Consider the following 24,635-nt stretch of genomic DNA (forward strand, 5'->3'; position numbering starts at 1 on the left):
ATGCGGAGCCGGGTGCTGAAGGCCGCAGTGCTGCTTGTCCTGCTGTCGGCCTGCGCGGATCCGGCGCCGCAGCCCCGCGCACCCGATCCCGACCGTCCGCGCGCGCGGCCCGAACCGGCCGCACCGATGCCCCCGTCGCCCCAGTCCGTGGCGCTGCGCGATTATTACGCCAAGGTGCAGGCCAACCTGCTGTCGCGGGGGCTGCTGCGGACCGATGGCGGAAGTTCCGACACTCCTTGGGACGACCGCATCCTTGCCGAGAACTTCATCCGCATCGCCTTCTATGACGAATACCGGCGCGGCACGGACGGGTTCGAACAGGCCGAAACGCCTACCCCGATGCGTCGATGGGCACAGCCCATCCGCGTTGGGCTGGTTTTCGGGCCTTCCGTGGATGCCCGCAAGAAGGCGTTGGAGCGGGCACGTATCGGCTCCTATATCGGGCGCATCCAACGCCTGACAGGGCATCCCTTGTCGCTGGTTTCCGGCGAGGGGAACTTCAACATCTTCATCGTGAACGAGGATGAGCGGCGCAGCATGGGCAAGGAGATCGCCCGTGCTGCCCCAAGCCTTTCGGCAGCCGAACTTGATGCCGTGCGCGATCTGCCTCGCGATACGTATTGCCTTGTTTATGCAAGCTCGGCCCCCGACAGCACCTATACCCGCGCCTTTGCACTGATCCGTGAAGAACATCCGGCCCTTCTGGGCCTCGCCTGCCTGCACGAGGAAATCGCACAGGCCATGGGCCTTCAGAATGACAGCCCGCGTGCGCGCCCCTCGGTCTTCAACGACGACGAGGAATTTGCGCTGCTGACGGGAATGGACGAACAGATGCTGCGGATGCTGTACGATCCGCGCCTGCGCCCCGGCATGACCGAGGACGAGGCGCGACCGCTTGTCCAGACGATTGCCGCCCAACTCGTGGCCGGCGGCGCATCCTGACAGGGTCAGAACGTGATCGGGGTCATCACCTCGGGCTCGATCACCTTCACGCCGGGCAGGGCATCCGCCAGCGGCTGCGCCGATTGCGCCAGTGCAGGGAACGTCTTGTAGTGGCAGGGGATCACGGTCTTGAAGTTGAAATAGCGCTTCGCCGCATAGGCCGCACGCTCCATGTCCATCGTATAGAAGCCGCCGCAGGCCAGGATGCCGATATCGGGTTTGTGGAAATCACCCATCCAGTCCATGTCGGCCATGATGTCGGTATCGCCCGAGACATAGATAACATGCCCTTCGCCCGCGATCATGTAGCCGGATTCGGTGCCGGTATAGATGGGCCCTGTCTTTCCCCCTACAGAGGAGGAGTGTACGGCGTTCACCATCGTCACCTTCGCGCCGTTCAGATCAACGGTGCCGCCCTTGTTGAAGCCGATGCCGTTGATGCCTTCTTCCTCGCCCCACCAGCCGATCAGGTCGGCAATGCCCACGAGCGGGATGCCGTGCCGTTTGCTGAGGGCCAGCGCATCGGCAGTGTGATCCCCGTGGCCGTGGGTGATCAGCAGATGCGTCACGCCTGCGATGGCCTCATCCTGCCGTCCTTCGGGGAACGAAGGATTTCCGCTGAACCACGGGTCGATCAGGATGACGGCGTTCTCGATCTCCAGCCGGAAACCGGCATGGCCAAGCCAGATGAGTTTCATGATGCGCTCCTTCCGTTTTCGGATGGCGGCAGGCTAGCTGCCGTATCGCCCAAGGGGAAGCGCCGAAGGCTCAGCCGGCCAGAAGGGCCAGCGCCTCGGCATGGATTTGCGGATTGGCGGCGGCGATGACCCGCCCGCCTTGCGCGGCCGGCCCGCCCGTCCAGTCAGTAACGATGCCACCCGCAGCCTCCACCACCGCAAGCGGGGCCTGGATGTCATAGGGTTGCAGACCCGCCTCGATCACCAGATCGATCTGCCCCGCCGCCAGAAGCGCATAGGCATAACAATCCATGCCATAGCGTGTCAGGCGCGCATGTTCCGCCACGCGGCGGAAGGCTGCGCCTTCATCTAGGCTGCCAACCTCGGGGAAAGTGGTCATCAGCATTGCCTCGGCCAGCGGACGGGGCGCGCGCGTTGCCAGCCGGGAGGTGCCCCGGGGGCCGGTCACGCGCGAAAGGCCGAAGCCTCCCTCGAACCGCTCCCCGATATAGGGTTGGTCGATGATGCCGAACACGGGGCGTCCCTGCTCAGCCACGGCCACCAAAACCCCCCACGTTGGCGTGCCGCACAAGAAGCCGCGGGTGCCGTCAATCGGGTCCAGAACCCAGACCAGCCCGCTGGTGCCGGCGCTTTGGCCAAATTCCTCGCCCAGCACGCCGTCATGGGGGCGGCGATCGGCAAGGATCTTCCGCATCGCCTGCTCGGCGGCGCGGTCGGCGGCGGTCACCGGATCGAACCCGCCGCTGATCTTGGTATCGGCAGAAAGGCCGGGACGGCGAAAATGCTCAAGCGTTGCGATGCGGGCCGCATCTGCCAGCGCGTGCGCCACCTTGATGATTTCGTCCCGGTCGGTCATCCGCCACCCCCTGCTGTCCCTTCAGCGGGTAGCGGCTGACCCGTCGCCGGTCAAGCGACGTCGGACAGAACGCGTGCCAGATCGAACAGGCGGCGGCGCTGCGTTTCCGGGATCGCATAGTAAACCCGCACCAGTTCCAGTGCTTCGCGGTCGGCAAGCACGTCGCCCATCGCGGCGGTGGAAGCTGCGCCGTCCAACCCTTCGAAGAAGAAGGACACGGAGACATCCATCGCATGTGCGATATCCCACATGCGCGAGGCGCTGACGCGGTTTGCGCCGGTTTCGTACTTCTGGATCTGCTGGAACTTGATACCCACCTGCTCAGCCAGTTGCTGCTGGGTCATTCCGATCATCCAGCGCCGATGACGGATCCGCTTGCCGACATGGGCATCAACAGGATGTTTGGTATCAAGAAGTTCCATTTTTCTTCCTTGCGAGGCTGCGCCCAAGCGCTATGTGCCCCGGGTTGTGCCTTCTTCTATGCTTCAATCATGGCTTGTTTCGCACAGGCTGCGGGTTGTTTCAATCTTGGCGCTGCAGCATTTGGATGAATGTTAGCTCATTAATATGTGACAAACCGCACCGCCTGCGACGAACTGCCCAACCCCTTGTGCTTGAAAGGGCTGCCGGGTTTCCCAATATGCTGTATAATTCGGGCGACCCCCGCTGACGGGTATGACGCGCCGAGGGGAGAGTTACGGAGGTATATATGGCTCAATATCAAACGATCGGCACCCGCGCCGGCGTACGTGCCGACCAGATCGATCAGGGCCTGCGCGCCCACATGAACAAGGTCTACGGCGTGATGTCCGTTGGCATGCTGCTGACGGGGGCCGCCGCCTGGGCCATCGCCGGCCTTGCCACCACGACGGATCCGTCGCAGGCCGTGGCGCAGATGGGTAACGGGCAGTACCTGACCTCGCTCGGCTCGGCGATCTACGCATCGCCGCTGAAATGGGTCATCATGTTCGCGCCGCTGCTGGTGGTGTTCGCGTTCGGCGCAATGCTGAACCGCATGTCGGCCGCAGCCGCACAGGTCGTCTTCTACGGCTATGCCGTGCTGATGGGTCTGTCGCTTTCGTCGATCTTCCTGGTGTTCACGGGCGCATCCATCGCGCAGACGTTCCTTGTGACGTCCATCGCCTTCGCGGCCCTGTCGCTTTACGGCTATACCACGAAGCGCAACCTGTCCGGCCTTGGCACCTTCCTGATGATGGGTGTGATCGGCCTGGTCGTGGCGATGATCGTCAACATCTTCCTGCAATCGCCGGCGCTGATGTTCGCGATCTCGGCCATCGGGGTTCTGATCTTCGCCGGTCTGACCGCCTATGACACGCAGAACATCAAGAACAACTACATCCAGCATGCCCAGATGGGCGACAGCGAATGGCTGGGCAAAGCCGCCATCATGGGCGCGCTGCAGCTGTATCTGGACTTCATCAACCTGTTCATGTTCCTGCTGCAATTTATGGGCAACCGCGAGTGATCCTTGCCTCAGGCTGACAACAGGAAAGGCCGGTCCGCGTGACCGGCCTTTTTTTCATCGGCATCACAGGCAAACAAAAAGCCCCGGGGCAAAACCCGGGGCTTTTTGTTCGTCAGGTCGGCAGATCTTACTTGATCTTGCCTTCCTTGTATTCCACGTGCTCCCGCTTGACGGGGTCGTATTTGCGCACAGTCATCTTCTCGGTCATGGTGCGGGCGTTCTTCTTGGTCACATAGAAGTGCCCGGTGCCCGCCGTCGAGTTCAGACGGATCTTGATCGTCGTCGGCTTCGCCATTGTCGTCTCCACAGCGTCGGAGGAAACGGCTCCCCCGGTCAAATCCTTGAAGCCCGCCTTTTACCCGTGCGCGCAGCGGAGTCAACCTTCAATCGGAAGGACCGCACGGAAACTTGGGCTGGAACTAAGGTTCAACGCCTATACATTCAATGCGACAGGATAGGAAGGGCAGGGATGACGGCACGGATGCAGACGGGACACGAGGCGAAACGCAAGGCGATCGTCTACCGGATGGTGATGCCGGGGCATATCTGCCCGTTCGGCCTGAAATCGAAGGCCCTGCTGGAACGGCATGGATACGAGGTGGAGGATCACCACCTGACCACGCGCGAGGAAACGGACGCCTTCAAGTCCAAGCACGGCGTCAAGACAACCCCGCAAACCTTTATCGGCGGCAAGCGGATCGGCGGCCATAGCGAGCTGAGCGCCCATTTCGGCAGCCCTGTCGCGGCGCGGGACGAAAAGACCTATGCCCCCGTTATCGCGATTTTCGGCGTTGCTGCGCTGATGGCACTGGCGGCACGCTGGGTGCTGGGGGACCTGTCCTTCACCACATGGCTGGCATGGGCGATTCCCTTCGCAATGTGCCTTCTGGGCCTGCAGAAGCTTCAGGATGTGGAACGTTTTTCCACCATGTTCCTGAACTATGACCTGCTGGGCCAGCGGTGGGTCGGCTATGCCTATATCTATCCCTTCGCCGAAACGGTGGCGGGGCTTTTGATGATCACGGGCGTTCTGAACTGGGTGTCCATCCCGATCGCGTTGTTCATCGGGATCGTGGGCCTCGTTTCGGTATTCAAGGCCGTCTATGTCGAAAAGCGGGATCTGAAGTGCGCCTGCGTCGGCGGCAACAGCAATGTCCCGTTGGGCGCAATTTCACTGGCGGAAAACGGGATCATGATCTTCATGGCCCTGTGGATGCTGTCGATGGTCTGATTGCGCGGATGGCCTGTAAGCCGGATTCTGTTCCGGGGTTGCCCCCTTCGATGACCATTCATCTTGCCCCGCCATTACTGGCGGGGTCATGCTGCCAACCCGGACCTCTGGGCTGAAGCGTCCCTGCACCGTGGTCTCCGCTTGCGCGCGGACCTTACGGGGCGCGAGGTCCCTATTCGGCATTGCTCCGGGCGGGGCTTGCCGTGCCGTCCCTGTTGCCAGGTCCGCGGTGGGCTCTTACCCCACCGTTTCACCATCACCCCGACATGCGGGGCAGACTCTTCTCTGTGGCGCTTTCCCTCGGGTTACCCCGGCCGGGCGTTACCCGGCGCCCTTGCTTCATGGAGTCCGGACTTTCCTCGAGTTTCCCCGCGGTCATCCGGCCATCCGCGCAAGCGATGCGTTATGCCCGCCCGGCAGCCGCGTCAAGCCCCGCCGCAAGGGCACGGTCCGTTTCATCCAGCGGGCCATCGGCCCAAGGGCGAAAGCGCAGGCGGAAAACCTCAAGAAGGTGTGGATGATCGGGAAAGCCGAAGGCGTGCAGATCGGCCGCGAAATCGCCGGCAGGGGCAGGCACGGGCCAGACCGAAAGCCCCTGAAGCGCCAGCCTGCGCCAGTCGAACCGTGGGCCGGGGTCCATCTTGCGCCCGGGGGCCATGTCGGAATGACCGATCACGCCCGCAGGGGGGATGCCCCAGCGCGTCAGGATGGCCTTCAGCAACCGCTCCAGCGCGGTCATCTGTGGCTCGGGGAAGGGAGAGCGGCCGTCATTCGCCAGCTCGATCCCGATGGAGCGGGAGTTGACGTCATCGCGCCCGCCCCATTCACCCGCGCCGGCATGCCATGCGCGGCGGTCTTCATCCACAAGCTGCGTGGTTTGTCCCGTTTCCGAAATAAGCCAATGGGCCGAAACCTCTGCCGCCGGATCGCAAAGCCGCGCCTGCGCCGCTTCGGCGGTTTGCATGGCGGTGAAATGGATCACCACCAGCTCGGGCCGCGCGCCGTTGCGGCGCGGGCCGTGATTGGGCGAAAGGCTCAGCCCGCTGCCGCGCGGAAGGGGGCCGGATCCCAAGCGCAGGCGTAACCGTCGCCATCGGGATCAAGGTTGTAGCGGTCGCGCTGCGGCCCGCCGCCTTGCAGGAAGGCTTCCTGTGCAAGATCGGCCGACAGGTACTGCGCGCATTGCTGCGCAGAATCGCTGAACCGGATCGAAGATCGGCCATACATCTGCTGCCCGCGCGGATGGTTCTGTTGCAGGGCATAGGCCACGATGTTCGGCGCTCCGCTGTTGGGGCGCGAGGGCACGGCAGTCGGCTGCACCTGCACATAGCGGGCACGGTTCTGCGCGATCACGGCAGCATCCTCGGCGATGGAGCGTTCTGCTGTTACCGCCTCGAAGCTGTTTTCGTTCGAGATGCCGACATTGCCCTGTACGTTCACCATCTCGCCCATCTCGGCGCGGATGTTGTTGGGGGCATTGCCGCGCGGGCGTTCGCCCGCCGGAAGGGCCAAGGGCGCCGCGCCGCCGGCAGAATTGATCGCCTCCAGCGCGCCTGCGGTGCTGAACCCCTGCGGTGCAGGCTGCTGATACGCCTGCGGCACGGGGTTCATCCCGTTCATCTGGCTGCGCATGTAGCTTTGATAGCTGTCGGGCGTGGAAGGGGCGCAGGCCGCAAGACCAACTGCCACCAGCACCAACGAAGACATACGCAACGCCGTCATTTCCGATCTCCTGAGATTCACCGAAGCGCCATTACCACCATTTGGAGGGCTTAGCTACGAAGCCCGCCGCCCGCTCCAACACGTAGGCGTGATTAAGGAGGTCTCCCTCCTCCCACGGCCGTCCGATCAGTTGCAGCCCCAGCGGCAGGCCGTTCGCATCCAGCCCGACCGGAACCGAAACACCCGGAAGGCCGGCAAGGTTCACGGTGACGGTGAAAACGTCGTTCAGATACATCTCCACCGGATCGGCGCTGGCCATTTCGCCGAGCCCGAAAGCGGGGGAGGGCGTGGCCGGAGTCAGGATCGCGTCGATGCCCTGGGCAAAAACGTTTTCGAAGTCGCGCTTGATCAGGGCACGCACCTTGCGGGCGCGGTTGTAATACGCGTCGTAGAAACCGGCCGAAAGCACATAGGTGCCGACCATCACGCGGCGTTGCACTTCCTTGCCAAAGCCAAGGGCGCGGGTCTTTTCATACATGTCAACGATGCCGTCGCCAGCTTCCAGCGGGGCGCGCAGCCCGTACCGGACGCCGTCATACCGCGCAAGGTTCGACGAAGCTTCCGCCGGTGCGATCACGTAATAGGCGGGCAGCGCGTATTTCGTGTGGGGAAGCGAAATGTCCACCACTTCCGCCCCTGCGTCGCGCAGCATCTCGGTGCCCTTGTTCCAGAGCGCCTCGATCTCGGCCGACATGCCGTCCATGCGGTATTCGCGCGGAATGCCGATCTTCTTGCCGCGGATGTCGCCGGTCAGCGCGGCCTCGAAATCGGGAACGGGCAGGTCGGCGGAGGTGGAATCCTTTTCATCATGCCCCGAGATCGCTTCAAGGAAGATCGCGGCATCGCGCACCGATTTCGTCATCGGGCCTGCCTGATCAAGGGAGGATGCGAAGGCGATGGTTCCCCAGCGCGACACGCGGCCATAGGTCGGCTTGATGCCCACGATGCCGGTGAAGGCCGCCGGCTGGCGGATCGACCCGCCCGTGTCGGTGCCGGTGGCGGCGATGCACAGATCGCCCGCAACCGCCGCAGCCGACCCGCCCGAGGAGCCGCCCGCCGTCAGCTTGCGATCATCCACCTTCCACGGGTTGACCGCCGCGCCATAGCACGACGTTTCGTTCGACGAACCCATGGCGAATTCGTCCATGTTCAGCTTGCCGATCATCACGGCGCCTGCGCCAAACAGCTTGGCCGTGACGGTGGATTCATATTCGGGGCGGAAGCCGGCAAGGATGTTCGACGCCGCCTGCGAGGCAACGCCCTTGGTGCAGAACAGGTCCTTGATGCCCATCGGGATGCCGCAAAGCGAGGGTGCATCGCCTTGCGCCAGCCGTGCATCGGCGGCGCGGGCCTGTTCCATCGCAATCTCAGGCGTCTTGTGCACGAAGGCGTTCAGCGCATCGCCCGCATCCATTGCAGCGATGCAGCTTTCAGTCAGCTCGACCGCCGTAATCTCGCCTTTTTTCAGGGCGTCGCGGGCGGCTTCGATTGTCAGGGTGTTCACGCTCATTCCACCACCTTCGGCACGGCAAAGAAGCCCTCGCGGGCGTCGGGGGCGTTTTTCAGGACAGCTTCGGCCTGGTCGCCGTCGGTCACCTTGTCGACGCGGCGCTTCAGGCGCATCGGCGTGACCGAGGTCATCGGCTCCACGCCCTCCACGTCAACCTCGTTCAGCTGTTCCATGAAAGTCAGGATGTTGCTGAGTTCGCCGGCCAGCGCGGGCAGGTCGCTTTCGTCCACGCGAATGCGGGCCAGATGCGCCACCTTGCGGGCGGTCTCGATGTCGATCGACATGAAAAGGCTCCGGGAGTTTTCGTTGGCCGCTGGTTTAACCCGCAGGGGGCGTTTCCGCAAGTGCGGGGGGCTGCAGGTTGCGCGGGCATGCCGTATGGTGCCCGCAGAATTGGCAAAAGGTGCGGGATGCGCGGTTTCATGATGCTGGCGGGGGCGCTGGCAGGTGTCGGGCTTTATGCCCTTTCGCAGGCGCTGGAGGCGGGGCTGCTGGCGGATCGCGCGGGGCTGGCGCTTTCCGCTTCGGTTGCGAGCTTCTTTATTGCCTTTCTGGCACTCGCGGGGCCGGTGGGGCCGCGCGCGGCGGCGGTGGGGGCAGCCTTTGTGTCCGTTGTGGCAGCGGCGGGGCTGGTGCTGGCCGGAACCCGCTTTGCCACCGCCGAGGATCTGGTGGAAAGCGGACGCGCGCCTTTTGCGTTCTTTGCCACGCTGCTGTTGCCCTTGCCATTCTGGATCGCGCGGCATCGCGGAAACTGGCGGTCCTATCCGGCGCTGTTCACCGAAAGCTGGGGCATTGTAATCCGCTATGGCTCTGCCTTGCTGTTCACCGGGCTGGTCTGGGGCGTGCTGGCGCTTTCGGATGCCTTGCTGGGGCTGGTCGGGATCAAGGTGCTGGACCCTGTTTTCGATGTGCCCGGACTGACATGGGCCATCACCGGCGCCGCCCTTGGCCTTGCCCTTGCCGTGATGGAAGAATGGCAGGACGAACGGCGCTTTGCCCTGCCGCTGCGCTTGCTTCGCCTGATGCTGCCGGTGGTTCTGGTGGTGGTGCTGGTTTTTCTGGCGGCGCTGCCGTTGCGGGGGCTTTCGGGGCTGCTGGGCGAGCTTTCCGTTGCGGTGACGCTTGTTTCGATGGTGGCCGCCGCGGTGACGCTGGTGACGGTGGCACTGGATGTGCGGGACGGGCAGGGGGTGCAAACGCCCCTCATGCGCAACTGCACGCGGCTGCTGGCGTTGATCCTGCCGCTTCCTGCCGGGCTGGCGCTTTGGTCCGTGATGATGCGTGTTGGCGAATATGGCTGGACGCCGCAGCGTGTGCTGGCCACGACCGCGGCGGTCGTGGGGCTGGTATACGGGCTGACCTATCTGGCGGCGGCGCTGCGCGGCGGCTGGCAAGGGGCGATCCGGCAGGCGAATGTCTGGCTTGCGGTCGGGCTGCTGGCTATCGCGCTTCTTTGGCAAACACCGCTGCTGGATTCCGAGCGGATCTCTGCGCGCAGTCAGGCCGCACGGATTGCGGCGGGCCATCTGCCGGGGGCGGAGTCCCTTCGCGCGTTCCGGTATTGGGGCAAGGCGGGTGAACGGCTTCTGGCGCAGCTGGAGGAAACGGCCGAGGGAGATCTGGCCCTGCAACTGCAACATGCGCGCGCCGGCGCCCCGCCCGCCGTCACGGTGGCGGATTTTGCCGCACTGCTGCCCATCCGCCCGGATGGAAGCGACGGGGCAGCGCTGCTGCGGGGGCTGGATGCCACAACCCGCGCCGAGTGGGCTGCGCTGTGCCGCAACCGCCTGCCGGACGGGCGTGCCGGATGCGTGCTGATCCTTGGCGCGTTCCACCCTGACAGGGGCGGGGATCAGGCAATTTTCATCGGCAATGATGTTCAGCATGCACGTATCGATGGGATTTATCTGGAAGGCGTGAAGGCACGTCCTACCTATGTCGAAGGCGGAAACCCCGATCATGAACCCGAGGACCTGCTGCGGCAGGCGCTTGACGGGCGGTTCGGGATGGCGCCGGTGCTGGAGAACCGGCTTCTTCTGGATGGGCTGGATTTGCGGCTGGGGCCTTGACCTTCGCCGCCGCGTTCCGGAGTAGTTCTTCTTAATTCAAGGTCGGATCAGCATGGAAGCGCAGGGCGATATCGGTATGACCGAAAGGGCGGAAGGTTTTACCATATCTGCGGCGTTGATCGATGCGCTGCTTCCGATGTCGGTGCTGGTTCAGGCGGGACGGGTGCGGCATGTCGGCCCCCTGGCCCGGCACGTTCTGTTGCTGGAGGTGGGGCACCCGCTGGATATTCCCGACGGACTGTCCAGCCAGCCGTTCCTGCTTGATCTTCCCTCTGGAACCGTCACCGCACTGTCCTTCGTGCTGCCGGACGGGGTTCTGTTGTCCTTGTCGCTTGCCAACGATGTCGCTCGGATCATGAGCCTGCCGGCGCAGGGGTTCTCCCCGCTGGATTCGGCGCCGGCGCTTCTGGTGGCGCTGCGCCGGGCCTTGGCCGAGGCTGATGATTTGCGGCAGATCAACGATCAGCTGCTTGGTGCCAAGACCATCGCCGAGGAAGAGGCGATGACGGATCCGCTGACCGGCCTTGCCAATCGCCGTGCCATGGACCGCGTGCTGACGCGGATCGCCTCGGCAAGGCTGCCCTTTGCCCTGCTTCGCATGGATCTGGACCACTTCAAGGCAGTGAACGACACTTTCGGCCATGCGGCGGGTGATCATGTGCTGCAAAGCGTGGCGCAGGTGCTGACGCAGGAAACGCGCGACACCGATTTCCTTTCCCGCATGGGCGGGGATGAATTCACGCTGCTTTTCCCCGGAACGCCGGATCCGGCGCAGGTTCAGGCAATCACGACGCGCATCCTTGACCGGCTGGCCGAACCGATCGTCGCAGGCACGGATAGCTACAGGATCTCGGCCAGCATCGGGGCGACGCTTTCAAGCTATTACAACGCGCCGGATCCTGCGCGGATGATGGAAGAGGCCGACCAGGCGCTTTACATGGCCAAGCGCGAGGGGCGGGGCTGCATGCGTCTGGCGCGGATGTGACCTTGCCCTGCCTGCAGGGATGACTAGTTCTGGTGGCGGAGGTGCCCATGTCCAATTCGCCCGTGCTGTCGCCGCTTTCTGCCGAAACCGAAGCCGAGATTGCTGCCCTTGTCCGCCGCGCCGAACGTGCGGGCGGGCCGCTGATGAAGGTCATCTCGATCGCGGGCCACCGTGCCGAGGGGTTGATGGAAAAAATTCCGTCCCCCGTGCGCGTCCGGATCGAGGAGGCGACGGCCTTTGCGCTGCGCCGCTGTTACACCGTCGCCTCTGCCGCCCGTGCGTCGCGCCTGCCTGATACGGGGCGCTATGGCCACAGCGTTGCGGCCGTCATTTCCGGCGGGGCGGGGGGCTTTGGTGGCATCGCTTCATCCGTGGTGGAGCTTCCGGCCACCATTTCCATCTTTTTCAGCGCCATCCAGAAGGTAGCGGCAAGCCATGGCTTCGACCCGAACGAGGAGTCGGTGCGGCTGGAATGTTTGCGCGTGTTCGGCTCCGGCACCCCGTTCGAGGAGGATGACGGCGTGAACACCGCTTTCCTTGCCTCGCGCATCGCATTGTCAGGGGCAGGGGTGCAGGGGCTGATCGCCAGCGTTGCGCCGCGTCTGGCGGCCGTGCTGAGCCAGAAGCTGGCCGCGCAAACCGTGCCCCTTCTGGGGGCGGCGACCGGCGCGGCGGTGAACCTTGCCTTCGTGACCTACTATCAGGAACTGGCGCATGTGCGCTTCGGCCTGCTGAAGCTGGCCAAAGAGCATTCCGAAACGGGGGTCATGCAGTCCTTCCGGGCCGCAAGTGCGCGGCCCGTCCGCCCCTAGAAGTCGCTGCCCTGCTGCCAGGGCTTCACAAGGTTCCCGAAACGGGTGAAGCGGCCCTCGAAGGACAGTTCCACGGTGCCGATCGGGCCGTGGCGCTGCTTGCCGATGATGACTTCGGCCTTGCCGTGGACCTGTTCCATCACCTGCTGCCACTTGGCCATGGCTTCAAGATCATGGTCGCCCGGCTTTTCGCGTTCCTTGTAGTATTCGTCGCGATACACGAACATCACCACGTCGGCATCCTGTTCGATGGAGCCGGATTCGCGAAGGTCCGAAAGCTGCGGGCGCTTGTCCTCGCGGCTTTCAACCTGGCGCGACAGCTGCGACAGGGCGATCACGGGGATGTTCAACTCTTTCGCGATGGCCTTCAGGCCCTGCGTGATCTCCGACACCTCCTGCACGCGGGATTCCTTGGTGGAGCCCTTCAGCAGCTGAAGATAATCGACCATCAGCACATCAAGCCCATGCGTCCGCTTCAGGCGGCGGCAACGGGCGGCAACCTGTGAAATCGGCAGGGCAGGCGTGTCGTCGATGTAAAGCGGGCAGGCTTCCAGTGCCTTTGCAGCTTCCACGAAGCGGCGGAATTCGCCTTCGGTCATGTCGCCGCGGCGGATCTGTTCGGACGGAACCTCGGAGGCTTCGGACAGAATACGGGCTGCCAGCTGCTCGGCAGACATCTCAAGGCTAAAGAAGCCGACGACGCCGCCTTCAACCGCGCCTTCGGTGCCGTCATGGGTCATGCCGCGCTTGTAGGCCTTGGCGATATTGAACGCGATGTTCGTTGCAAGCGAGGTTTTCCCCATCGAGGGACGACCCGCAAGGATGATAAGGTCAGACGGGTGCAGGCCGCCCAGCTTCTTGTCCAAATCGATCAGGCCGGTGGAAGTGCCGGCAAGCCCGCCATCACGCTGGTATGCGGCGTTGGCAACGTTCACCGCCTCGGTCACCGCTTTGAGGAAGGACTGGAAACCGCGTTCGGCCACGCCCTGTTCGCCCAGCTTGTAAAGGCGCTGTTCAGCCTCGACAATCTGTTCCTTGGGTTCGGAGGCGACATCCACCTTCGCCGCCTTGGCCGAGATGTCGCGCCCCAGCCCGATCAGTTCCCGCCGGACGGCAAGATCATAGATCATCTGCGCGTAATCGCGTGCCGCGAAGGCCGAGATGGCAGCCCCCGCAAGCCGCGCCAGATAGGCCGGACCGCCCAGTTCGCGCAGGCCCGGATCGTCTTCAAGGAAAGCCTTCAGCGTCACGGGCGAGGCAAGGGCGTTCTTCTGGATTCGCGCCGCCGCAACCTCGAAGATGCGCGCATGGACGGGGTCATAGAAATGCGCCGCCTTGCACAGCGAGGAGACGCGGTCATAGACATCGTTGTTTGTCAGGATCGCGCCCAGAAGCTGCTGCTCTGCCTCGATGTTGTGGGGCAGGACGTCCGTTTCGGGGGCGTCGTTGGGGCGGAAGTTGGTGATCTCGTTCATCGTCTCTCCGCGCGGGGGGAAGTCCCGCGGACTGTCGGTGATCGGCCAGTCATACCCCGAAACACCCCTGCTGCGCAAAGGGAAACGCCTGTGGATAAATCGGTGCAGGAAGCTGTGGACGGCCTGTGTGCAAGGCCGCCCCCTGTGGATGCTTTTGTGGAAAATCAGCCTTTGCGGCTGTCCTGCCATGCGCGGGGATCGTTCAGGAAGGTCTCCACCTCGGCCAGCGTCGCCTCGTCGAAGGCGCCCATGCTGCGGGCTTCGGCCAGCACGTCCCACCAGGTGCACAGGTGGTGCAGCGTCACGCCATGATCGGCAAGGCGCGCGGTCGTTTCGGGAAAGATGCCGTAATAGAAGATGACAGCGGTATGGGCGCAGCTTGCCCCGGTTTCGCGGATCGCATCCACGAAGGACAGTTTGGAGCCGCCGTCAGTGGTCAGATCCTCCACCAGCAGCACGCGCTGGCCTTCGGTCATCGCGCCCTCGATCCGGGCGTTGCGGCCATAGCCCTTGGGCTTCTTGCGCACATAGGTCATCGGCAAGGCCATCCGTTCGGCCACCAGCGCGGCGAAGGGGATGCCCGCGGTTTCGCCGCCGGCGATGTTGTCGAAGGCCTCGAACCCCGCATCGCGCATGACCGTGACGGTCAGGAAATCCATCAGCGTGGAGCGGATGCGCGGATAGGAGATCAGCTTGCGGCAGTCGATATAGGTCGGCGACGGCAGGCCCGAAGCCAGCGTGAAGGGCGTTTCGGCGTTGAAGTGGACGGCCTTGATCTCCAGCAGCATGCGGGCGGTCAGGCGGGCGATTTCTTCACGCGGGGGGAAGGCAGTGGGAATCATGGCGGCTCCTTGAAGAAAGGGGCCGGAAGGACCGGCCCCGAGTGAATGGGAAATGCGAAGAAAGGATCAGGCGACGCGCCAATGAAGCGGGAAGCCGGGATCGAACACGGTGACCATGCCTTCGCCGGTGTCGATCTTGGACGGGTAGGACACGGCCTCCCCCTTTGTCAGCGCGATCGTATCCTCGTTCACCGGCAGGCGATAGAACGCAGGACCGTTCAAGGAGGTGAAGGCCTCCAGCCGGTCCAGCGCACCGTCCTGTTCAAACACCTCGGCAAGGATGGACATGGTGTTGGTGGCGGTGAAACAGCCGGCGCAGCCGCAGGCGTGTTCCTTCAGCGCATCCATGTGCGGCGCGGAATCGGTGCCAAGGAAGAAGGTCGCCTCGCCCGAGGTGGCGGCTTCGCGCAGGGCAAGGCGGTGTTCTTCGCGCTTTGCCACGGGCAGGCAGTAATAGTGAGGCTTGATCCCGCCCACGAGGATGTGGTTGCGGTTGATGACAAGGTGGTGCGTCGTGATTGTTGCCGCCAGATCGCTGGCCGATCGGGCATAGGCGACGCCTTGGGCAGTGGTGATATGTTCCATCACCACGCGCAGGCCGGGCGTGGCGCGGCGCAGCGGGTCCAGCACGGTATCGATGAACACGGCTTCGCGGTCGAAGATGTCGACCTCGGGCGTCGTCACCTCGCCGTGGATGCACAGGGGCAGGCCGATCTCGGCCATCATCTCCAGCACGGGGCGGACCTTTTCCAGATCGCGCACCCCACCATGAGAATTGGTGGTGGCACCTGCGGGATACAGCTTCACCGCGCGGATCAGGCCGCTTTCGGCGGCGGCGCGCACATCGGCCGCTTGCGTGTGTTCCGTCAGGTACAGCGTCATCAGCGGCTGGAACGTGGCGCCTTCCGGCAGCGCGGCCATGATCCGTTCGCGATAGGCAACAGCGTCGGCAGAGGTGACCACCGGCGGCACGAGGTTGGGCATGATGATCGCGCGCCCGAAATGGCGCGCGGTCTCGGGAAGGACGGCCTTCAGCATCGCGCCGTCGCGCAGGTGCAGATGCCAGTCATCGGGGCGGCGAAGCGTAAGGGTCTGGGTCATGGGGCACGCGATTAGCTGATTGACGGGATCTTTTCCAGCCTGTCGATCATCGCATATAGCATCCGCAACAAAGGAAAGGGATCGGGATGGTGATCTTTCGGGCAATCCTGCTGGCCTTGCTGCCGGCGGCGGCTGTGGCGCAGCCCTGCGAGGAGGCAGCAACGACGGCGGACATGCGGGCCTGTGCCGGCAAGCAGCTGGAGCAGGCCGATGCGGCCCTGAACGAGGCATGGGCCGCAGCGATGGAACGGATGCGCGGGATCGACGCGGATCTGCCCGAAGCGGATCGCGGTGCGGCGGATGCCCTTCGGGCGGCCCAGCGCGCATGGATCACGCTGCGCGATCAGGGCTGCACGGCCGAAGGATTCGGATTTGCGGGGGGAACGATGCGCCCTCTGGCAGAGCTGGAATGCCGCACGCGCGTTACCCAAACGCGAACGGCAGAGCTGCGCGATCTGGCGCAAGGCGGGATGTGAAAAAGGCGCGGAAACCCGCGCCTTTCGTCACTTGGTCGGACCGATCATCATGACCATCTGGCGACCTTCCAGCTTGGGCATGGCTTCCACCTTGCCCGCCTCGGCCTCGGCCACATCGGCGGCGACGCGGTTCAGAAGCTCCAGTCCAAGCTGCTGGTGCGCCATTTCGCGGCCGCGGAAGCGCAGGGTGACCTTCACCTTGTCGCCTTCGCCAAGGAAGCGCAGGACCGAGCGCATCTTCACGTCATAATCATGCGTGTCGGTGCCAGGACGGAATTTGACTTCCTTGATCTCGATCACGTGCTGCTTCTTGCGGGCTTCGGCCTCGCGTTTCTGCTGCTCGTACTTGAACTTGCCGAAATCCATGATCTTGCAGACCGGGGGTTCCGCGTTCGGCGAGATCTCGACCAGATCAAGACCGGCATCGGCCGCCATGGCAAGAGCGCGGGCCGGCGTCACGACGCCGACATTTTCGCCATCTGCACCGATGAGGCGGATTTCCGGGGCGCGGATACGGTCGTTGGTGCGCGGTCCGGTATCGCGGGTCGGCGGGGCGTTGTGAGGTCTGCGGGCTATGGTCGGCGTCCTTCGGTTGTTTTGGAGTCAGCGCGTAAAATAGGCGTGCGCAACAGGATTTTCAACCGGATTCGGGCGTGGAACGTGATTGCGCCGCCAGCCGTTGAATGTGCGGATGAAGGAGAATGACATGATGAAATCCGTGTTGGCGACAGCTGCCGTGATCGTGCTTGGTGCCGTCGGCTACTACCAGTTCATCTATCTGCCCGGCGAACGGGAAGCGGCGGCGGCTGCGCAAAGCGCTGCGGCTGCGCAAGAGGCTTCGGACGAGGCCGAGGATGCTGCCGAAGAGGCGCAGTCTGCGGCAGAGGGCGAGGACGAATCGCAGGCGGCGGCCAATGCGGCGGCGGCGGCGGATGCGGCAACGGCGGCGGCGTCGAACGCGGCTGCGGAAGCTGCGGCAGCGGTTGAACGTGCCGCCGAATCGCCGAAAGCACAGGAAGCTGCCGAAACTGCCGCCCGTGCCGCTGATCGGGCGCGTGATGCTGCGCGGGCCGCTTCGCAGGCAGCCTCGCAGGCCGTGGCGGACCTGTCGCCCGCCGACCTTTTCACGGTGGAAAATTACGATGCGGAACAGGCGCGCGAGTATATTGATTCGCGCGATATTCCGGCAGCGGCCAAGGAAACGCTGAAAAGCGCGCTTTCCGCTGCCGAACAGGCACCCGAAGCGCTGGAGGCGGCCCTTGCCGCCACGCGCCGGGCGCTGGGCCTTTAAACGCCCTCGCCCACGAAGGCCTTCTCCACCACATATTCGCGTGGTTCGGAGTTGGCCCCTTCGTGCAGGCCGAAGCCTTCCAGCACCTTCATGACGTCCTGGTTGAAGGCGAGCGAGCCGCAGACCATCGCGCGGTCCGTGGCGGGATTCATCGGCTCCAGCCCCAGATCGGCGAAGACCTTGCCCGAGGACAGGTTGTCGGTGATCCGGCCCATCAGCGGCGATTCCTCGCGCGTGGTGGTGGGATAGTATTTCAGCTTGCCGGCGATCATCTCTCCCAGCAGCTCGTCGGTTTCCAGTCCTTGGACCAGTTCGCGGCCATAGGTCAGCTCCTCTGCCGTGCGGCAGGTATGCATCATGATGACCTCGTCGAACTTCTCATAGGTCTCGGGGTCGCGCATCAGGCTGGCGAAGGGGGCGATGCCGGTGCCGGTGGCAAGGAACCACACGCGTTTGCCGGGGATCAGCGCGTCATGCACCAGCGTGCCCACCGGCTTGGGGCGCAGGATGATCTGGTCCCCCGGCTGGATGTTCTGCAGCTTCGACGTCAGCGGGCCGTCCTGCACCTTGATCGAATAGAACTCCAGCTCCTCGTCCCAGTTCGGGGAGGCAATGGAATAGGCGCGCATGATCGGCTTGCCGTTATCGCCCGGCAGGCCGATCATCACGAATTCGCCCGACCGGAAGCGCAGCGATTGCGGGCGCGTGACCCGGAACGAGAAAAGCGTGTCCGTCCAGTGGCGCACCGAGGTGACGGTCTGCGCATTGGGATCGGGTTTCGCGGGGCTCGGTTCCTTGACGGGATTGATGGTCATTGCGCTCTCGGTCATGTCTTATCCTTTTCGTAGGCGATCCGGACGGGAAGGGAAACCCTTAGCCCCGCAGCCGTGCCTGATAGTTGTGCGCGCGCCAGTCGGCGCGGAACAGCCACTGATCTTCGGGCTGACGGGCTGCCAGCTCGTCCGAGATCTCCACCTCGTCGAAGCCGCAGCGGCGAGCCATCGCATATTGGTCAGCAATAACGTGGCCCTGTGCGCGCAGGCGGCCGGTATAGCCCATGCGCCGCAGCCGTGCCGCCTGCGTGAAGCCCCGCCCGTCGGCCGAGGAGGGAAAGGCGATGCGGATCATGCGCAGATCGTCCAGCCGCCCTTGAAGCTGTTCGGGATCGTCAGTGTTTTCCAGATGCACGGCCTCGCCATCGGCAAGTTCGGCCAGCGGCACGATGGGGGCGTTGTAATCATCCCGGCCAAAGCCGGAATCGGTGACGATGACGCTCATGCTGCGTCCTCCTTCCTGATGCGGACGGCCTTGCCATTGATGAAATGGATGCCGCACTCTTCCTTTTCGCTGCCGCGCCAGCGGCCCGCACGCGGATCTTCGCCCGGTTTCACCGGGCTGGTGCAGGGTGCACAGCCGATCGAGGGATACCCTTGGGATACCAGCGGATGGCGGGGCAGGCGGTTGTTGACGATATAATCCTCGATATCCTCGCGCCCCCACATCGCAAGCGGGTTCACCTTCAGGCGGGTATCACCGTCCGGTTCGAAGAATTCCAACGCGGCGCGGGTGCCGGACTGGAAGCGCTTGCGCCCGGTGATCCACGCATCATAGGGGCGCAGCGCGTTCTCCAGCGGAACCGTCTTGCGCAAGGCGCAGCAGGCATCGGTGCTGAACTGGTGCAGCGTGCCGTCGGGATCGTCGAAATCAACGGCGGCCTGATCGGCGCGGATGGTGATGATGTTGGTCAGGCCCAGCTTTTCCGCGACATCGATCTGATAGGCAAGTGTTTCGGGAAACAGCATCTGCGTGTCGATGAACAGGATCGGCAGATGCGCATCCAGAACCGAGGCCATGTGCAACAGCACCACCGATTCCGCCCCGAAGGACGAAACCAGTGCCGTTTCACCCACGTCGTGATCGCGCAGCGCAAGCTCCATCACCGAGATGGCCGCGTGATTGCGGTACCTCCCGTTCAGGTGCGCGGCGCGATCCGAAATGGATAGACCGGGATCAAGCGGCATCCTGCGCCCCTTCCGCCGGATAAAGCGCAGCCTTGAACGGACCAAGGCCAAGCCGGCGATAGGCTTGCAGGAATGTTTCGGTCGGTTCGGTGCGGTTGGCCAGATAGGCCTGCACCAGCCGTTCGATCGCAGGAACGATCTCGTCATAGGCAAAACCCGGACCTGCGCGTTCACCGATGACGGCGGTTTCGGTGCCGTCGCCGCCCAGCGTGATCTGGTAGTTTTCCACCCCTGCGCGATCCAGACCCAGAATGCCGATATGGCCGACATGGTGGTGCCCGCAGGCGTTGATGCAGCCCGAGATCTTGATCTTCAGCGGGCCGATCTCGTGCTCCAGCTTCAGTTCGTCGAAGCGGGTGGCAATTTCCTGCGCCACCGGGATGGAGCGGGCGGTGGCCAGTGCACAGTAATCCATGCCCGGGCAGGCGATGATGTCGGAGATGAGGCCGACATTGGCCGTGCCCAGCCTTGCCTGCACCAGTGCCGCATGAATGGCGGGCAGGTCAGACTTGTGGACATGCGGCAGGATCACGTTCTGTTCGTGGCTGATGCGCAGCTCGCCATGGCTGAAGCGCTCGGCCAGGTCGGCCATCACGCGCATCTGCTCGGCAGTTGCATCCCCCGGGGTGGTGCCCGGAGCCTTCAGGCTGATGGTGACGATCGAATACTGCGCATTGCGATGCGCCGCGAGGTTCGTGTCTGCCCATGCGCGATAGACCGGATCGGCAGCATAGAACTGGTCATGCGCATCCGTGGGTGCATTGCGGAAGGCGGGCGGGGCAAAGGCCGCGCGGATATCCTCCAGCAACTTCTGGTCGTGGCCGTGGAACTCGGGACGGATCTGGGCAAAGCGTTCTTCAACGCGGCGCCGGATCTCGTCCAGACCGTTCTCGTGCACGGTGATCTTGATGCGCGCCTTGTACTTGTTGTCGCGGCGGCCCAGCAGGTTGTAGACGGATACGATCGCCTCGCAGTAGGGCAGCAGATCGGCAACGGGCAGGAAGTCCCGCACCACCTGGCCAATCATCGGCGTGCGGCCAAGACCGCCCCCGACCAGAACCTCGAACCCGACTTCGCCGCGGTCGTTGCGGATCATGCGCAGACCGATGTCGTGGGATTTCACCACGGCACGGTCATTCGGGCTGCCGGTGACGGCAATCTTGAACTTGCGCGGAAGGAACTGGAACTCCGGATGGTCGGTGGACCACTGGCGCAGCAGTTCGGCATAGGGGCGGGGATCCTCGATCTCGTCGGATGCGGCGGCCGCGAAATGGTCCGAGGTGACGTTGCGGATCGTGTTGCCCGAGGTCTGGATCGCGTGCATGCCCACATCGGCCAGCGCCGAAAGCATTGCCGGCACGTCCTTCAGCAGCGGCCAGTTGAACTGGATGTTCTGGCGCGTGGTGAAGTGGCCATAGCCCTTGTCCCACGTTTCCGCGATGTAGGCCAGCTGGCGCATCTGCGTCGGGTTGAGCGTTCCATAGGGAATCGCGACCCGCAGCATGTAGGCATGCAGCTGAAGGTAAAGGCCGTTCATCAGGCGAAGCGGCTTGAATTCGTCCTCGGTCAGCGAACCATCAATGCGGCGGGCGACCTGCTGGGAGAACTGGGCCACGCGCTCGCGCACGAAGGCTTCGTCGAAATCGTTGTAGCTGTACATGGCTTCCTCGATCTCAGTGCTGGCGGGGGCCGGGCTGTTCGCCGACCTGCTTGCCGTGGGCATAGTTGGAAGGACCGCGCGTGCGGAAGGCTTCGCGGAAATGGGTGGGTTCGGGGCCGTCCGGGCCGGCCTTGGCATCGGCCAGATACACACCGACCACGATGTTCTTCTGCGAAGCACCATCCAGCAGGCGAAGCTGGGCGTGGGCCTCGTCCTCGATCAGTTCGGCTTCGCGATGTTCGCGCGTCCAGCGGTCGTCATGGGTCAGATACACGACATCCCCGATCAGCAGATCGTTGGCGGTCACGACTTTGGGCGTAAACTTGCGGCTCATGCGGTGGCCTCGTTAAGATCGGTCAGGGCTTGGACGGCGGCGCGCGGCGCGATGCCGTAAAGAAGGATGGCGGGGCCCGTCAGCCCTGCGGCGTGATCGGCCAGCGTGCACAGCGTGGCCCGCACGATGCGCTGATCGGGACGCGAGGCGTTCTCCACCAGGGTCACGGGCGTGTCGGGTGATGCGCCATGCATCATCAGGCGCCCCTGAAGGAAGCGGCTGGCCTTCTTGCCCATGTAGATGGCGGCAACCTCGCCCGCGCGGGCAAGGCCCTTCCAGTCCTGATCGGCAAAGCCGTCGATGTCATGCCCGGTCACGATCCGAACGCCGCGGTTGCGCCCGCGCTTTGTCAGGCTTTGCCCGATCGCGGCGGCGGCCACGGTGGCCGAGGTCAGGCCCGGCAGGATGGTGAAGGGAATTCCGGCCGCCTCCAGCGCCTCGATCTCCTCGTCCAGACGGCCGAAGATGCCCGGATCGCCACCCTTCAGCCGGACCACGCGGGCCCCGGTGCCGGCATGGCCGACGATCAGCGCGTTGATCGCCGATTGCGGGGTTGAAGGACCGAAGCCTTCCTTGCCGGCATCCACGCGGGTCGCGCTGGCGGGGATCATGTCCAGAACCTCGGCGCCGACAAGGCGGTCGTGGATCACGACGTCAGCCTGCTGCAGGGCCCGGAACACGCCCAGCGTCAGCATGTCGGCGGAACCGGGGCCTGCGCCCGCGAAGGTGACGCCGGAAAGGGCTGGCTGGCTGGACATGGCTGCGCTCCGGAATGTGAAAAAGCTCTGTGTTATATAGAACATTGTCCCGTTTGTGCGCTATGCCCTCTTGCGGATAAGGACGATCGTTCGCATAAGCAAAGCGAGTGGAACAGGGTTCCCCGAATTGCAGGAGGATGCGAATGGCTGCCCGTCTGGATGACATGGACCGGAAGATCCTTGCGGAACTGCAGCAGGATGCATCGCAATCGCTGGACGAAATTGCAAAGAAGGTCAGCAGTTCCAAGACGCCGGTTTGGAATCGCATCCGCCGCATGAAGGAAACCGGCGTGATCCAGCGCCAGACCGTTCTTCTGGATGCCGAGGCGCTGGGCCTTGAGGCATGCTTCTTCGTTCTTATCCGCACATCCGAGCATGAGGCCGAATGGCAGCGGCGGTTCCTGCACGCCCTGCGCGAACGCCCCGAGGTGCTGGAGGCGCACCGGCTGGCGGGTGACATCGACTATATCCTGAAGGTGAGGGTGGAAAACGCCCGCGCCTATGACCGCTTCTATCAGGCGCTGATTTCCGAGGTGCGCGTTCACAACGTTACCGCCCTTCTGTCGATGGAAGAGATCAAGCACACGACCGTGCTGCCCGTGGGCATTCCGTCAGCTTGAAGGACAGGGGCGGGGGGGCTAGTGTCTGGGCCGCAACGAAAGGGCCCCTGACATGGCGAAACGCAGCATCTTCGAAGAGGTGGGGGAGGGTGCATCCCGCCCCGCGCCACAGACCGGCGGTTTGATCGACCGCGGAACGGGCGGCGCACGGGGCGCGATCCGGATCTGGTTGATCGTGCTGTTCCTTCTGGTGGCGGTGATGATCGTCGTCGGCGGCTTGACCCGCCTGTCGGATGCGGGCCTTTCGATCACGGAATGGAAGCCCGTCACCGGGGCCATCCCGCCCCTGAACGCCGCCGACTGGCAGGCCGAGTTCGCGCTTTACCAGCAAAGCCCGCAATACCGCCTGACGAACGAGGGCATGAGCATGGCCCAGTTCCAGCAAATCTATTGGTGGGAATGGGGGCACCGGTTCCTTGGCAGGCTGATCGGCCTTGTCTGGGCGGTCGGTTTTCTTGGCTTCTGGGTGGCCGGGAAGATCCCTGCCGGCTGGAAGAAACGCCTGCTTTGGGTGGGTGTTCTGGGCGGCATCCAGGGCGCGGTCGGCTGGTGGATGGTCGCCTCGGGGCTGAGGGACGACATGACCTCGGTCGCGAGCTATCGCCTTGCCACGCATCTGGGGATCGGCTTCGTGATCCTTGGCTTCCTTGCATGGTATGCGCTGCTGCTGGGGCGCAGCGAGGGCGCGCTGCTTCAGGCGCGGCGGGTGCGTGAAGGCAAGCTCTTCTCCATCTCTACCGGGCTTTTGCATCTGACCTTCATCCAGATCCTGCTGGGCGCGCTGGTTGCGGGCATCGATGCGGGGCGGGCCTTCCCGACATGGCCGCTGATGAACGGGTCGTTCTTTCCGGCTGATGCCTTCTATGTGCCCGATGGCGGTGCGACGTGGCGGGCCTTCTTCGAAAACCCGGGCCTTGTGCAGTTCGTGCACCGCATGGTCGCCTATCTTCTGTTCGCTTTCGCCATCGTCGTCTGGCTGAAGGGCCGCAAATCTGCCCATGCGGCCACGCGCCGGACCTTCCACATGGTGATGGCAATGGTTGTGGCGCAGGCGGTGCTGGGCATCGTCACGGCGCTGACGGCAGCGCATCTGCATGTGGCGATCACCCACCAGATTGGCGCGATTCTTCTTTGGGTGCTTATCCTGCGCGCGCGCTATCTTGCGCAATATCCCGTCGTTGCATCCATCAGGGGGACCGCGAAGTGAGCGCATACAAGGATCTGCTGGCGTTCCAGCGCCAGACCGAGGCATTGGCGCAGGTTGCCGGCCGGCTGGGCTGGGATCAGGAAACGGTGATGCCGCGCGGCGCCGCCGATCAGCGGGGCGAGGAGATGGCCGCGATGGAGGGCGTGCTGCACGCCCGCCGCACCGATCCGCGGATTGCCGAATGGCTGGCGCGGGCCGAGCCGGAGGATGAGGAGGCAGAGGCGCAGCTTCGCCTGATCCGCCGCAGCTATGAACGTGCCACCAAGGTGCCGGGGCGGCTGGCCGAGGAGATCGCGCGTGTCACCTCGGTCGCGCAGGGGATCTGGGCGGATGCGCGGGCCAATGACGATGTGTCGTCCTTTCTGCCGACGCTGGCGCAGGTGGTCCGGCTGCGGCGCGAAGAGGCGGCCGCGCTTGCGGGCGGCGGCGATCTTTATGACGCGCTGATCGACGATTACGAACCGGAGGCGACGGCCGACACGATCGGCGCCGTTTTCGACCGGATGCGCCCGCGCCTTGTGGCGCTGCGCGAGGCG

General features: G+C 64.1%; 29 protein-coding genes and 1 other RNA gene (1 of these 30 cut by a window edge). 11 read left to right on the plus strand and 19 right to left on the minus strand.

What is annotated here, in order from left to right:
* Positions 1 to 942 carry a DUF2927 domain-containing protein gene (locus JX25_RS02895; RefSeq protein WP_128253608.1) on the plus strand — a complete coding sequence of 314 codons (942 nt, stop codon included), beginning with the start codon at positions 1 to 3 and terminating at the stop codon, positions 940 to 942.
* Positions 943 to 947: 5 nt separating this feature from the next.
* Here JX25_RS02895 and JX25_RS02900 read toward each other — a convergent pair whose 3' ends face one another.
* From JX25_RS02900 to JX25_RS02910, 3 genes are all read right to left on the minus strand, one after another.
* On the minus strand, positions 948 to 1,640 hold the full coding sequence (locus tag JX25_RS02900) for a metal-dependent hydrolase (protein WP_128253609.1): 693 nt from the start codon (positions 1,638 to 1,640) through the stop codon (positions 948 to 950).
* A 70-nt stretch (positions 1,641 to 1,710) separates the two neighbouring features.
* On the minus strand, positions 1,711 to 2,496 hold the full coding sequence (hisN, locus tag JX25_RS02905) for a histidinol-phosphatase (RefSeq protein ID WP_128253610.1): 786 nt from the start codon (positions 2,494 to 2,496) through the stop codon (positions 1,711 to 1,713).
* A gap of 50 nt (positions 2,497 to 2,546) precedes the next feature.
* On the minus strand, positions 2,547 to 2,918 hold the full coding sequence (locus tag JX25_RS02910; protein ID WP_128253611.1) for a helix-turn-helix domain-containing protein: 372 nt from the start codon (positions 2,916 to 2,918) through the stop codon (positions 2,547 to 2,549).
* 287 nt (positions 2,919 to 3,205) lie between these two features.
* Here JX25_RS02910 and JX25_RS02915 point away from each other — a divergent pair, with 287 nt between their 5' ends.
* Complete coding sequence (locus tag JX25_RS02915; RefSeq protein ID WP_128253612.1) at positions 3,206 to 3,982, plus strand: Bax inhibitor-1/YccA family protein; 777 nt, start codon at positions 3,206 to 3,208, stop codon at positions 3,980 to 3,982.
* Between the two features lie 127 nt (positions 3,983 to 4,109).
* Here the strand turns inward: JX25_RS02915 and rpmG are convergent, their stop codons facing one another.
* Positions 4,110 to 4,277 carry a 50S ribosomal protein L33 gene (gene rpmG, locus JX25_RS02920; RefSeq protein ID WP_018301779.1) on the minus strand — a complete coding sequence of 56 codons (168 nt, stop codon included), beginning with the start codon at positions 4,275 to 4,277 and terminating at the stop codon, positions 4,110 to 4,112.
* 174 nt (positions 4,278 to 4,451) lie between these two features.
* Between rpmG and JX25_RS02925 the strand changes: the two genes are divergently transcribed.
* A complete protein-coding gene (locus tag JX25_RS02925) occupies positions 4,452 to 5,213 on the plus strand; it encodes a MauE/DoxX family redox-associated membrane protein (RefSeq protein ID WP_128253613.1) in 762 nt (253 codons plus the stop codon).
* On the opposite strand, the gene rnpB is transcribed toward JX25_RS02925, so the two are convergent.
* The 5 genes from rnpB to gatC all read right to left on the minus strand — a co-directional run bounded on the left by rnpB (position 5,214) and on the right by gatC (position 8,729).
* Positions 5,214 to 5,604: RNase P RNA component class A (gene rnpB, locus JX25_RS02930), an RNA gene on the minus strand.
* 12 nt (positions 5,605 to 5,616) lie between these two features.
* A complete protein-coding gene (locus JX25_RS02935; protein WP_128255154.1) occupies positions 5,617 to 6,252 on the minus strand; it encodes an N-acetylmuramoyl-L-alanine amidase in 636 nt (211 codons plus the stop codon).
* Positions 6,249 to 6,935: a hypothetical protein gene (locus JX25_RS02940; RefSeq protein ID WP_338323018.1), complete on the minus strand. Its 687-nt coding sequence runs from the start codon at positions 6,933 to 6,935 to the stop codon at positions 6,249 to 6,251. The genes JX25_RS02935 and JX25_RS02940 overlap by 4 nt, the downstream gene beginning before the upstream one ends.
* A 31-nt stretch (positions 6,936 to 6,966) precedes the next feature.
* Positions 6,967 to 8,445 carry an Asp-tRNA(Asn)/Glu-tRNA(Gln) amidotransferase subunit GatA gene (gene gatA, locus JX25_RS02945; protein ID WP_128253614.1) on the minus strand — a complete coding sequence of 493 codons (1,479 nt, stop codon included), beginning with the start codon at positions 8,443 to 8,445 and terminating at the stop codon, positions 6,967 to 6,969.
* Positions 8,442 to 8,729, minus strand: coding sequence for an Asp-tRNA(Asn)/Glu-tRNA(Gln) amidotransferase subunit GatC (gatC, locus tag JX25_RS02950; RefSeq protein WP_128253615.1), 288 nt, complete (start codon positions 8,727 to 8,729; stop codon positions 8,442 to 8,444). Before gatC ends, gatA begins: the two co-directional genes overlap by 4 nt.
* Before the next feature lie 126 nt (positions 8,730 to 8,855).
* Here gatC and JX25_RS02955 point away from each other — a divergent pair, with 126 nt between their 5' ends.
* From JX25_RS02955 to JX25_RS02965, 3 genes are read left to right on the plus strand one after another with little or no spacing between them, the layout of a single operon-like run.
* Positions 8,856 to 10,517, plus strand: coding sequence for a DUF4153 domain-containing protein (locus JX25_RS02955; RefSeq protein ID WP_164876038.1), 1,662 nt, complete (start codon positions 8,856 to 8,858; stop codon positions 10,515 to 10,517).
* Between the two features lie 52 nt (positions 10,518 to 10,569).
* On the plus strand, positions 10,570 to 11,502 hold the full coding sequence (locus JX25_RS02960) for a GGDEF domain-containing protein (RefSeq protein WP_128253617.1): 933 nt from the start codon (positions 10,570 to 10,572) through the stop codon (positions 11,500 to 11,502).
* Positions 11,503 to 11,549: 47 nt separating this feature from the next.
* Positions 11,550 to 12,314, plus strand: a complete 765-nt coding sequence (locus JX25_RS02965) for an EcsC family protein (protein ID WP_128253618.1) — start codon at positions 11,550 to 11,552, stop codon at positions 12,312 to 12,314.
* Here JX25_RS02965 and JX25_RS02970 read toward each other — a convergent pair.
* The 3 genes from JX25_RS02970 to pyrC all read right to left on the minus strand — a co-directional run bounded on the left by JX25_RS02970 (position 12,311) and on the right by pyrC (position 15,732).
* Positions 12,311 to 13,789 (minus strand): replicative DNA helicase, encoded by a 1,479-nt coding sequence (locus JX25_RS02970; protein WP_128253619.1) that lies wholly within the window; start codon positions 13,787 to 13,789, stop codon positions 12,311 to 12,313. The genes JX25_RS02965 and JX25_RS02970 overlap by 4 nt on opposite strands.
* Positions 13,790 to 13,953: 164 nt before the next feature.
* Entirely contained in the window at positions 13,954 to 14,631 is a 678-nt protein-coding gene (locus JX25_RS02975) for an orotate phosphoribosyltransferase (RefSeq protein WP_128253620.1), read from the minus strand.
* Positions 14,632 to 14,697: 66 nt separating this feature from the next.
* On the minus strand, positions 14,698 to 15,732 hold the full coding sequence (pyrC, locus tag JX25_RS02980; RefSeq protein ID WP_128253621.1) for a dihydroorotase: 1,035 nt from the start codon (positions 15,730 to 15,732) through the stop codon (positions 14,698 to 14,700).
* A gap of 86 nt (positions 15,733 to 15,818) precedes the next feature.
* Between pyrC and JX25_RS02985 the strand changes: the two genes are divergently transcribed.
* Entirely contained in the window at positions 15,819 to 16,208 is a 390-nt protein-coding gene (locus JX25_RS02985; protein WP_128253622.1) for a lysozyme inhibitor LprI family protein, read from the plus strand.
* Between the two features lie 27 nt (positions 16,209 to 16,235).
* Here JX25_RS02985 and infC read toward each other — a convergent pair whose 3' ends face one another.
* A complete protein-coding gene (gene infC / locus JX25_RS02990; protein WP_128253623.1) occupies positions 16,236 to 16,784 on the minus strand; it encodes a translation initiation factor IF-3 in 549 nt (182 codons plus the stop codon).
* A 130-nt stretch (positions 16,785 to 16,914) separates the two neighbouring features.
* On the opposite strand from infC, the gene JX25_RS02995 reads away from it, so the two are divergent.
* Positions 16,915 to 17,499 carry a hypothetical protein gene (locus JX25_RS02995; protein ID WP_128253624.1) on the plus strand — a complete coding sequence of 195 codons (585 nt, stop codon included), beginning with the start codon at positions 16,915 to 16,917 and terminating at the stop codon, positions 17,497 to 17,499.
* Here JX25_RS02995 and JX25_RS03000 read toward each other — a convergent pair.
* The 6 genes from JX25_RS03000 to cobA are packed head-to-tail and all read right to left on the minus strand — an operon-like array spanning position 17,496 to position 22,272.
* Positions 17,496 to 18,329 carry a ferredoxin--NADP reductase gene (locus JX25_RS03000; RefSeq protein ID WP_277750067.1) on the minus strand — a complete coding sequence of 278 codons (834 nt, stop codon included), beginning with the start codon at positions 18,327 to 18,329 and terminating at the stop codon, positions 17,496 to 17,498. The two genes, JX25_RS02995 and JX25_RS03000, sit on opposite strands and share 4 nt — an antisense overlap.
* A 43-nt stretch (positions 18,330 to 18,372) precedes the next feature.
* Positions 18,373 to 18,777: a DUF934 domain-containing protein gene (locus JX25_RS03005; protein WP_128253625.1), complete on the minus strand. Its 405-nt coding sequence runs from the start codon at positions 18,775 to 18,777 to the stop codon at positions 18,373 to 18,375.
* Positions 18,774 to 19,520, minus strand: coding sequence for a phosphoadenylyl-sulfate reductase (locus tag JX25_RS03010; protein ID WP_128253626.1), 747 nt, complete (start codon positions 19,518 to 19,520; stop codon positions 18,774 to 18,776). The genes JX25_RS03005 and JX25_RS03010 overlap by 4 nt, the downstream gene beginning before the upstream one ends.
* Complete coding sequence (locus tag JX25_RS03015) at positions 19,510 to 21,180, minus strand: nitrite/sulfite reductase (protein ID WP_128253627.1); 1,671 nt, start codon at positions 21,178 to 21,180, stop codon at positions 19,510 to 19,512. Before JX25_RS03015 ends, JX25_RS03010 begins: the two co-directional genes overlap by 11 nt.
* Positions 21,181 to 21,193: 13 nt before the next feature.
* Entirely contained in the window at positions 21,194 to 21,514 is a 321-nt protein-coding gene (locus JX25_RS03020; RefSeq protein WP_128253628.1) for a DUF2849 domain-containing protein, read from the minus strand.
* Positions 21,511 to 22,272, minus strand: coding sequence for a uroporphyrinogen-III C-methyltransferase (gene cobA, locus JX25_RS03025; protein ID WP_128253629.1), 762 nt, complete (start codon positions 22,270 to 22,272; stop codon positions 21,511 to 21,513). The genes JX25_RS03020 and cobA overlap by 4 nt, the downstream gene beginning before the upstream one ends.
* 143 nt (positions 22,273 to 22,415) lie before the next feature.
* Between cobA and JX25_RS03030 the strand changes: the two genes are divergently transcribed.
* The 3 genes in view from JX25_RS03030 to JX25_RS03040 are tightly spaced (at most 52 nt apart) and all read left to right on the plus strand, a layout consistent with a single transcriptional unit that may run on beyond the window.
* The gene (locus JX25_RS03030; RefSeq protein WP_128253630.1) at positions 22,416 to 22,892 is read left to right on the plus strand and encodes an Lrp/AsnC family transcriptional regulator; all 477 of its coding nucleotides are present in this window, start codon (positions 22,416 to 22,418) and stop codon (positions 22,890 to 22,892) included.
* Positions 22,893 to 22,944: 52 nt separating this feature from the next.
* Positions 22,945 to 24,099, plus strand: coding sequence for a heme A synthase (gene ctaA, locus JX25_RS03035; RefSeq protein ID WP_128253631.1), 1,155 nt, complete (start codon positions 22,945 to 22,947; stop codon positions 24,097 to 24,099).
* On the plus strand, positions 24,096 to 24,635 hold the beginning of the coding sequence (locus JX25_RS03040; RefSeq protein WP_128253632.1) for a carboxypeptidase M32. It continues 933 nt past the right edge of the window; only the first 540 of its 1,473 coding nucleotides appear in the window; it begins with the start codon at positions 24,096 to 24,098; its stop codon lies beyond the right edge, outside the window. Before ctaA ends, JX25_RS03040 begins: the two co-directional genes overlap by 4 nt.

Origin of the sequence: Falsirhodobacter deserti, assembly GCF_004015795.1 — a bacterium.
Lineage (GTDB): Bacteria > Pseudomonadota > Alphaproteobacteria > Rhodobacterales > Rhodobacteraceae > Falsirhodobacter > Falsirhodobacter deserti.

Bases quoted from the DNA above. Each gene is read 5' to 3' on its own strand.
- JX25_RS02895 (WP_128253608.1), top strand. From the start codon at position 1: ATGCGGAGCCGGGTGCTGAAGGCCGCAGTGCTGCTTGTCCTGCTGTCG.
- JX25_RS02900 (WP_128253609.1), bottom strand. From the start codon at position 1,640: ATGAAACTCATCTGGCTTGGCCATGCCGGTTTCCGGCTGGAGATCGAG.
- hisN (WP_128253610.1), bottom strand. From the start codon at position 2,496: ATGACCGACCGGGACGAAATCATCAAGGTGGCGCACGCGCTGGCAGAT.
- JX25_RS02910 (WP_128253611.1), bottom strand. From the start codon at position 2,918: ATGGAACTTCTTGATACCAAACATCCTGTTGATGCCCATGTCGGCAAG.
- JX25_RS02915 (WP_128253612.1), top strand. From the start codon at position 3,206: ATGGCTCAATATCAAACGATCGGCACCCGCGCCGGCGTACGTGCCGAC.
- rpmG (WP_018301779.1), bottom strand. From the start codon at position 4,277: ATGGCGAAGCCGACGACGATCAAGATCCGTCTGAACTCGACGGCGGGC.
- JX25_RS02925 (WP_128253613.1), top strand. From the start codon at position 4,452: ATGACGGCACGGATGCAGACGGGACACGAGGCGAAACGCAAGGCGATC.
- JX25_RS02940 (WP_338323018.1), bottom strand. From the start codon at position 6,935: ATGACGGCGTTGCGTATGTCTTCGTTGGTGCTGGTGGCAGTTGGTCTT.
- gatA (WP_128253614.1), bottom strand. From the start codon at position 8,445: ATGAGCGTGAACACCCTGACAATCGAAGCCGCCCGCGACGCCCTGAAA.
- gatC (WP_128253615.1), bottom strand. From the start codon at position 8,729: ATGTCGATCGACATCGAGACCGCCCGCAAGGTGGCGCATCTGGCCCGC.
- JX25_RS02955 (WP_164876038.1), top strand. From the start codon at position 8,856: ATGCGCGGTTTCATGATGCTGGCGGGGGCGCTGGCAGGTGTCGGGCTT.
- JX25_RS02960 (WP_128253617.1), top strand. From the start codon at position 10,570: ATGGAAGCGCAGGGCGATATCGGTATGACCGAAAGGGCGGAAGGTTTT.
- JX25_RS02965 (WP_128253618.1), top strand. From the start codon at position 11,550: ATGTCCAATTCGCCCGTGCTGTCGCCGCTTTCTGCCGAAACCGAAGCC.
- JX25_RS02970 (WP_128253619.1), bottom strand. From the start codon at position 13,789: ATGAACGAGATCACCAACTTCCGCCCCAACGACGCCCCCGAAACGGAC.
- JX25_RS02975 (WP_128253620.1), bottom strand. From the start codon at position 14,631: ATGATTCCCACTGCCTTCCCCCCGCGTGAAGAAATCGCCCGCCTGACC.
- pyrC (WP_128253621.1), bottom strand. From the start codon at position 15,732: ATGACCCAGACCCTTACGCTTCGCCGCCCCGATGACTGGCATCTGCAC.
- JX25_RS02985 (WP_128253622.1), top strand. From the start codon at position 15,819: ATGGTGATCTTTCGGGCAATCCTGCTGGCCTTGCTGCCGGCGGCGGCT.
- JX25_RS02995 (WP_128253624.1), top strand. From the start codon at position 16,915: ATGATGAAATCCGTGTTGGCGACAGCTGCCGTGATCGTGCTTGGTGCC.
- JX25_RS03000 (WP_277750067.1), bottom strand. From the start codon at position 18,329: ATGACCGAGAGCGCAATGACCATCAATCCCGTCAAGGAACCGAGCCCC.
- JX25_RS03005 (WP_128253625.1), bottom strand. From the start codon at position 18,777: ATGAGCGTCATCGTCACCGATTCCGGCTTTGGCCGGGATGATTACAAC.
- JX25_RS03010 (WP_128253626.1), bottom strand. From the start codon at position 19,520: ATGCCGCTTGATCCCGGTCTATCCATTTCGGATCGCGCCGCGCACCTG.
- JX25_RS03015 (WP_128253627.1), bottom strand. From the start codon at position 21,180: ATGTACAGCTACAACGATTTCGACGAAGCCTTCGTGCGCGAGCGCGTG.
- JX25_RS03020 (WP_128253628.1), bottom strand. From the start codon at position 21,514: ATGAGCCGCAAGTTTACGCCCAAAGTCGTGACCGCCAACGATCTGCTG.
- cobA (WP_128253629.1), bottom strand. From the start codon at position 22,272: ATGTCCAGCCAGCCAGCCCTTTCCGGCGTCACCTTCGCGGGCGCAGGC.
- JX25_RS03030 (WP_128253630.1), top strand. From the start codon at position 22,416: ATGGCTGCCCGTCTGGATGACATGGACCGGAAGATCCTTGCGGAACTG.
- ctaA (WP_128253631.1), top strand. From the start codon at position 22,945: ATGGCGAAACGCAGCATCTTCGAAGAGGTGGGGGAGGGTGCATCCCGC.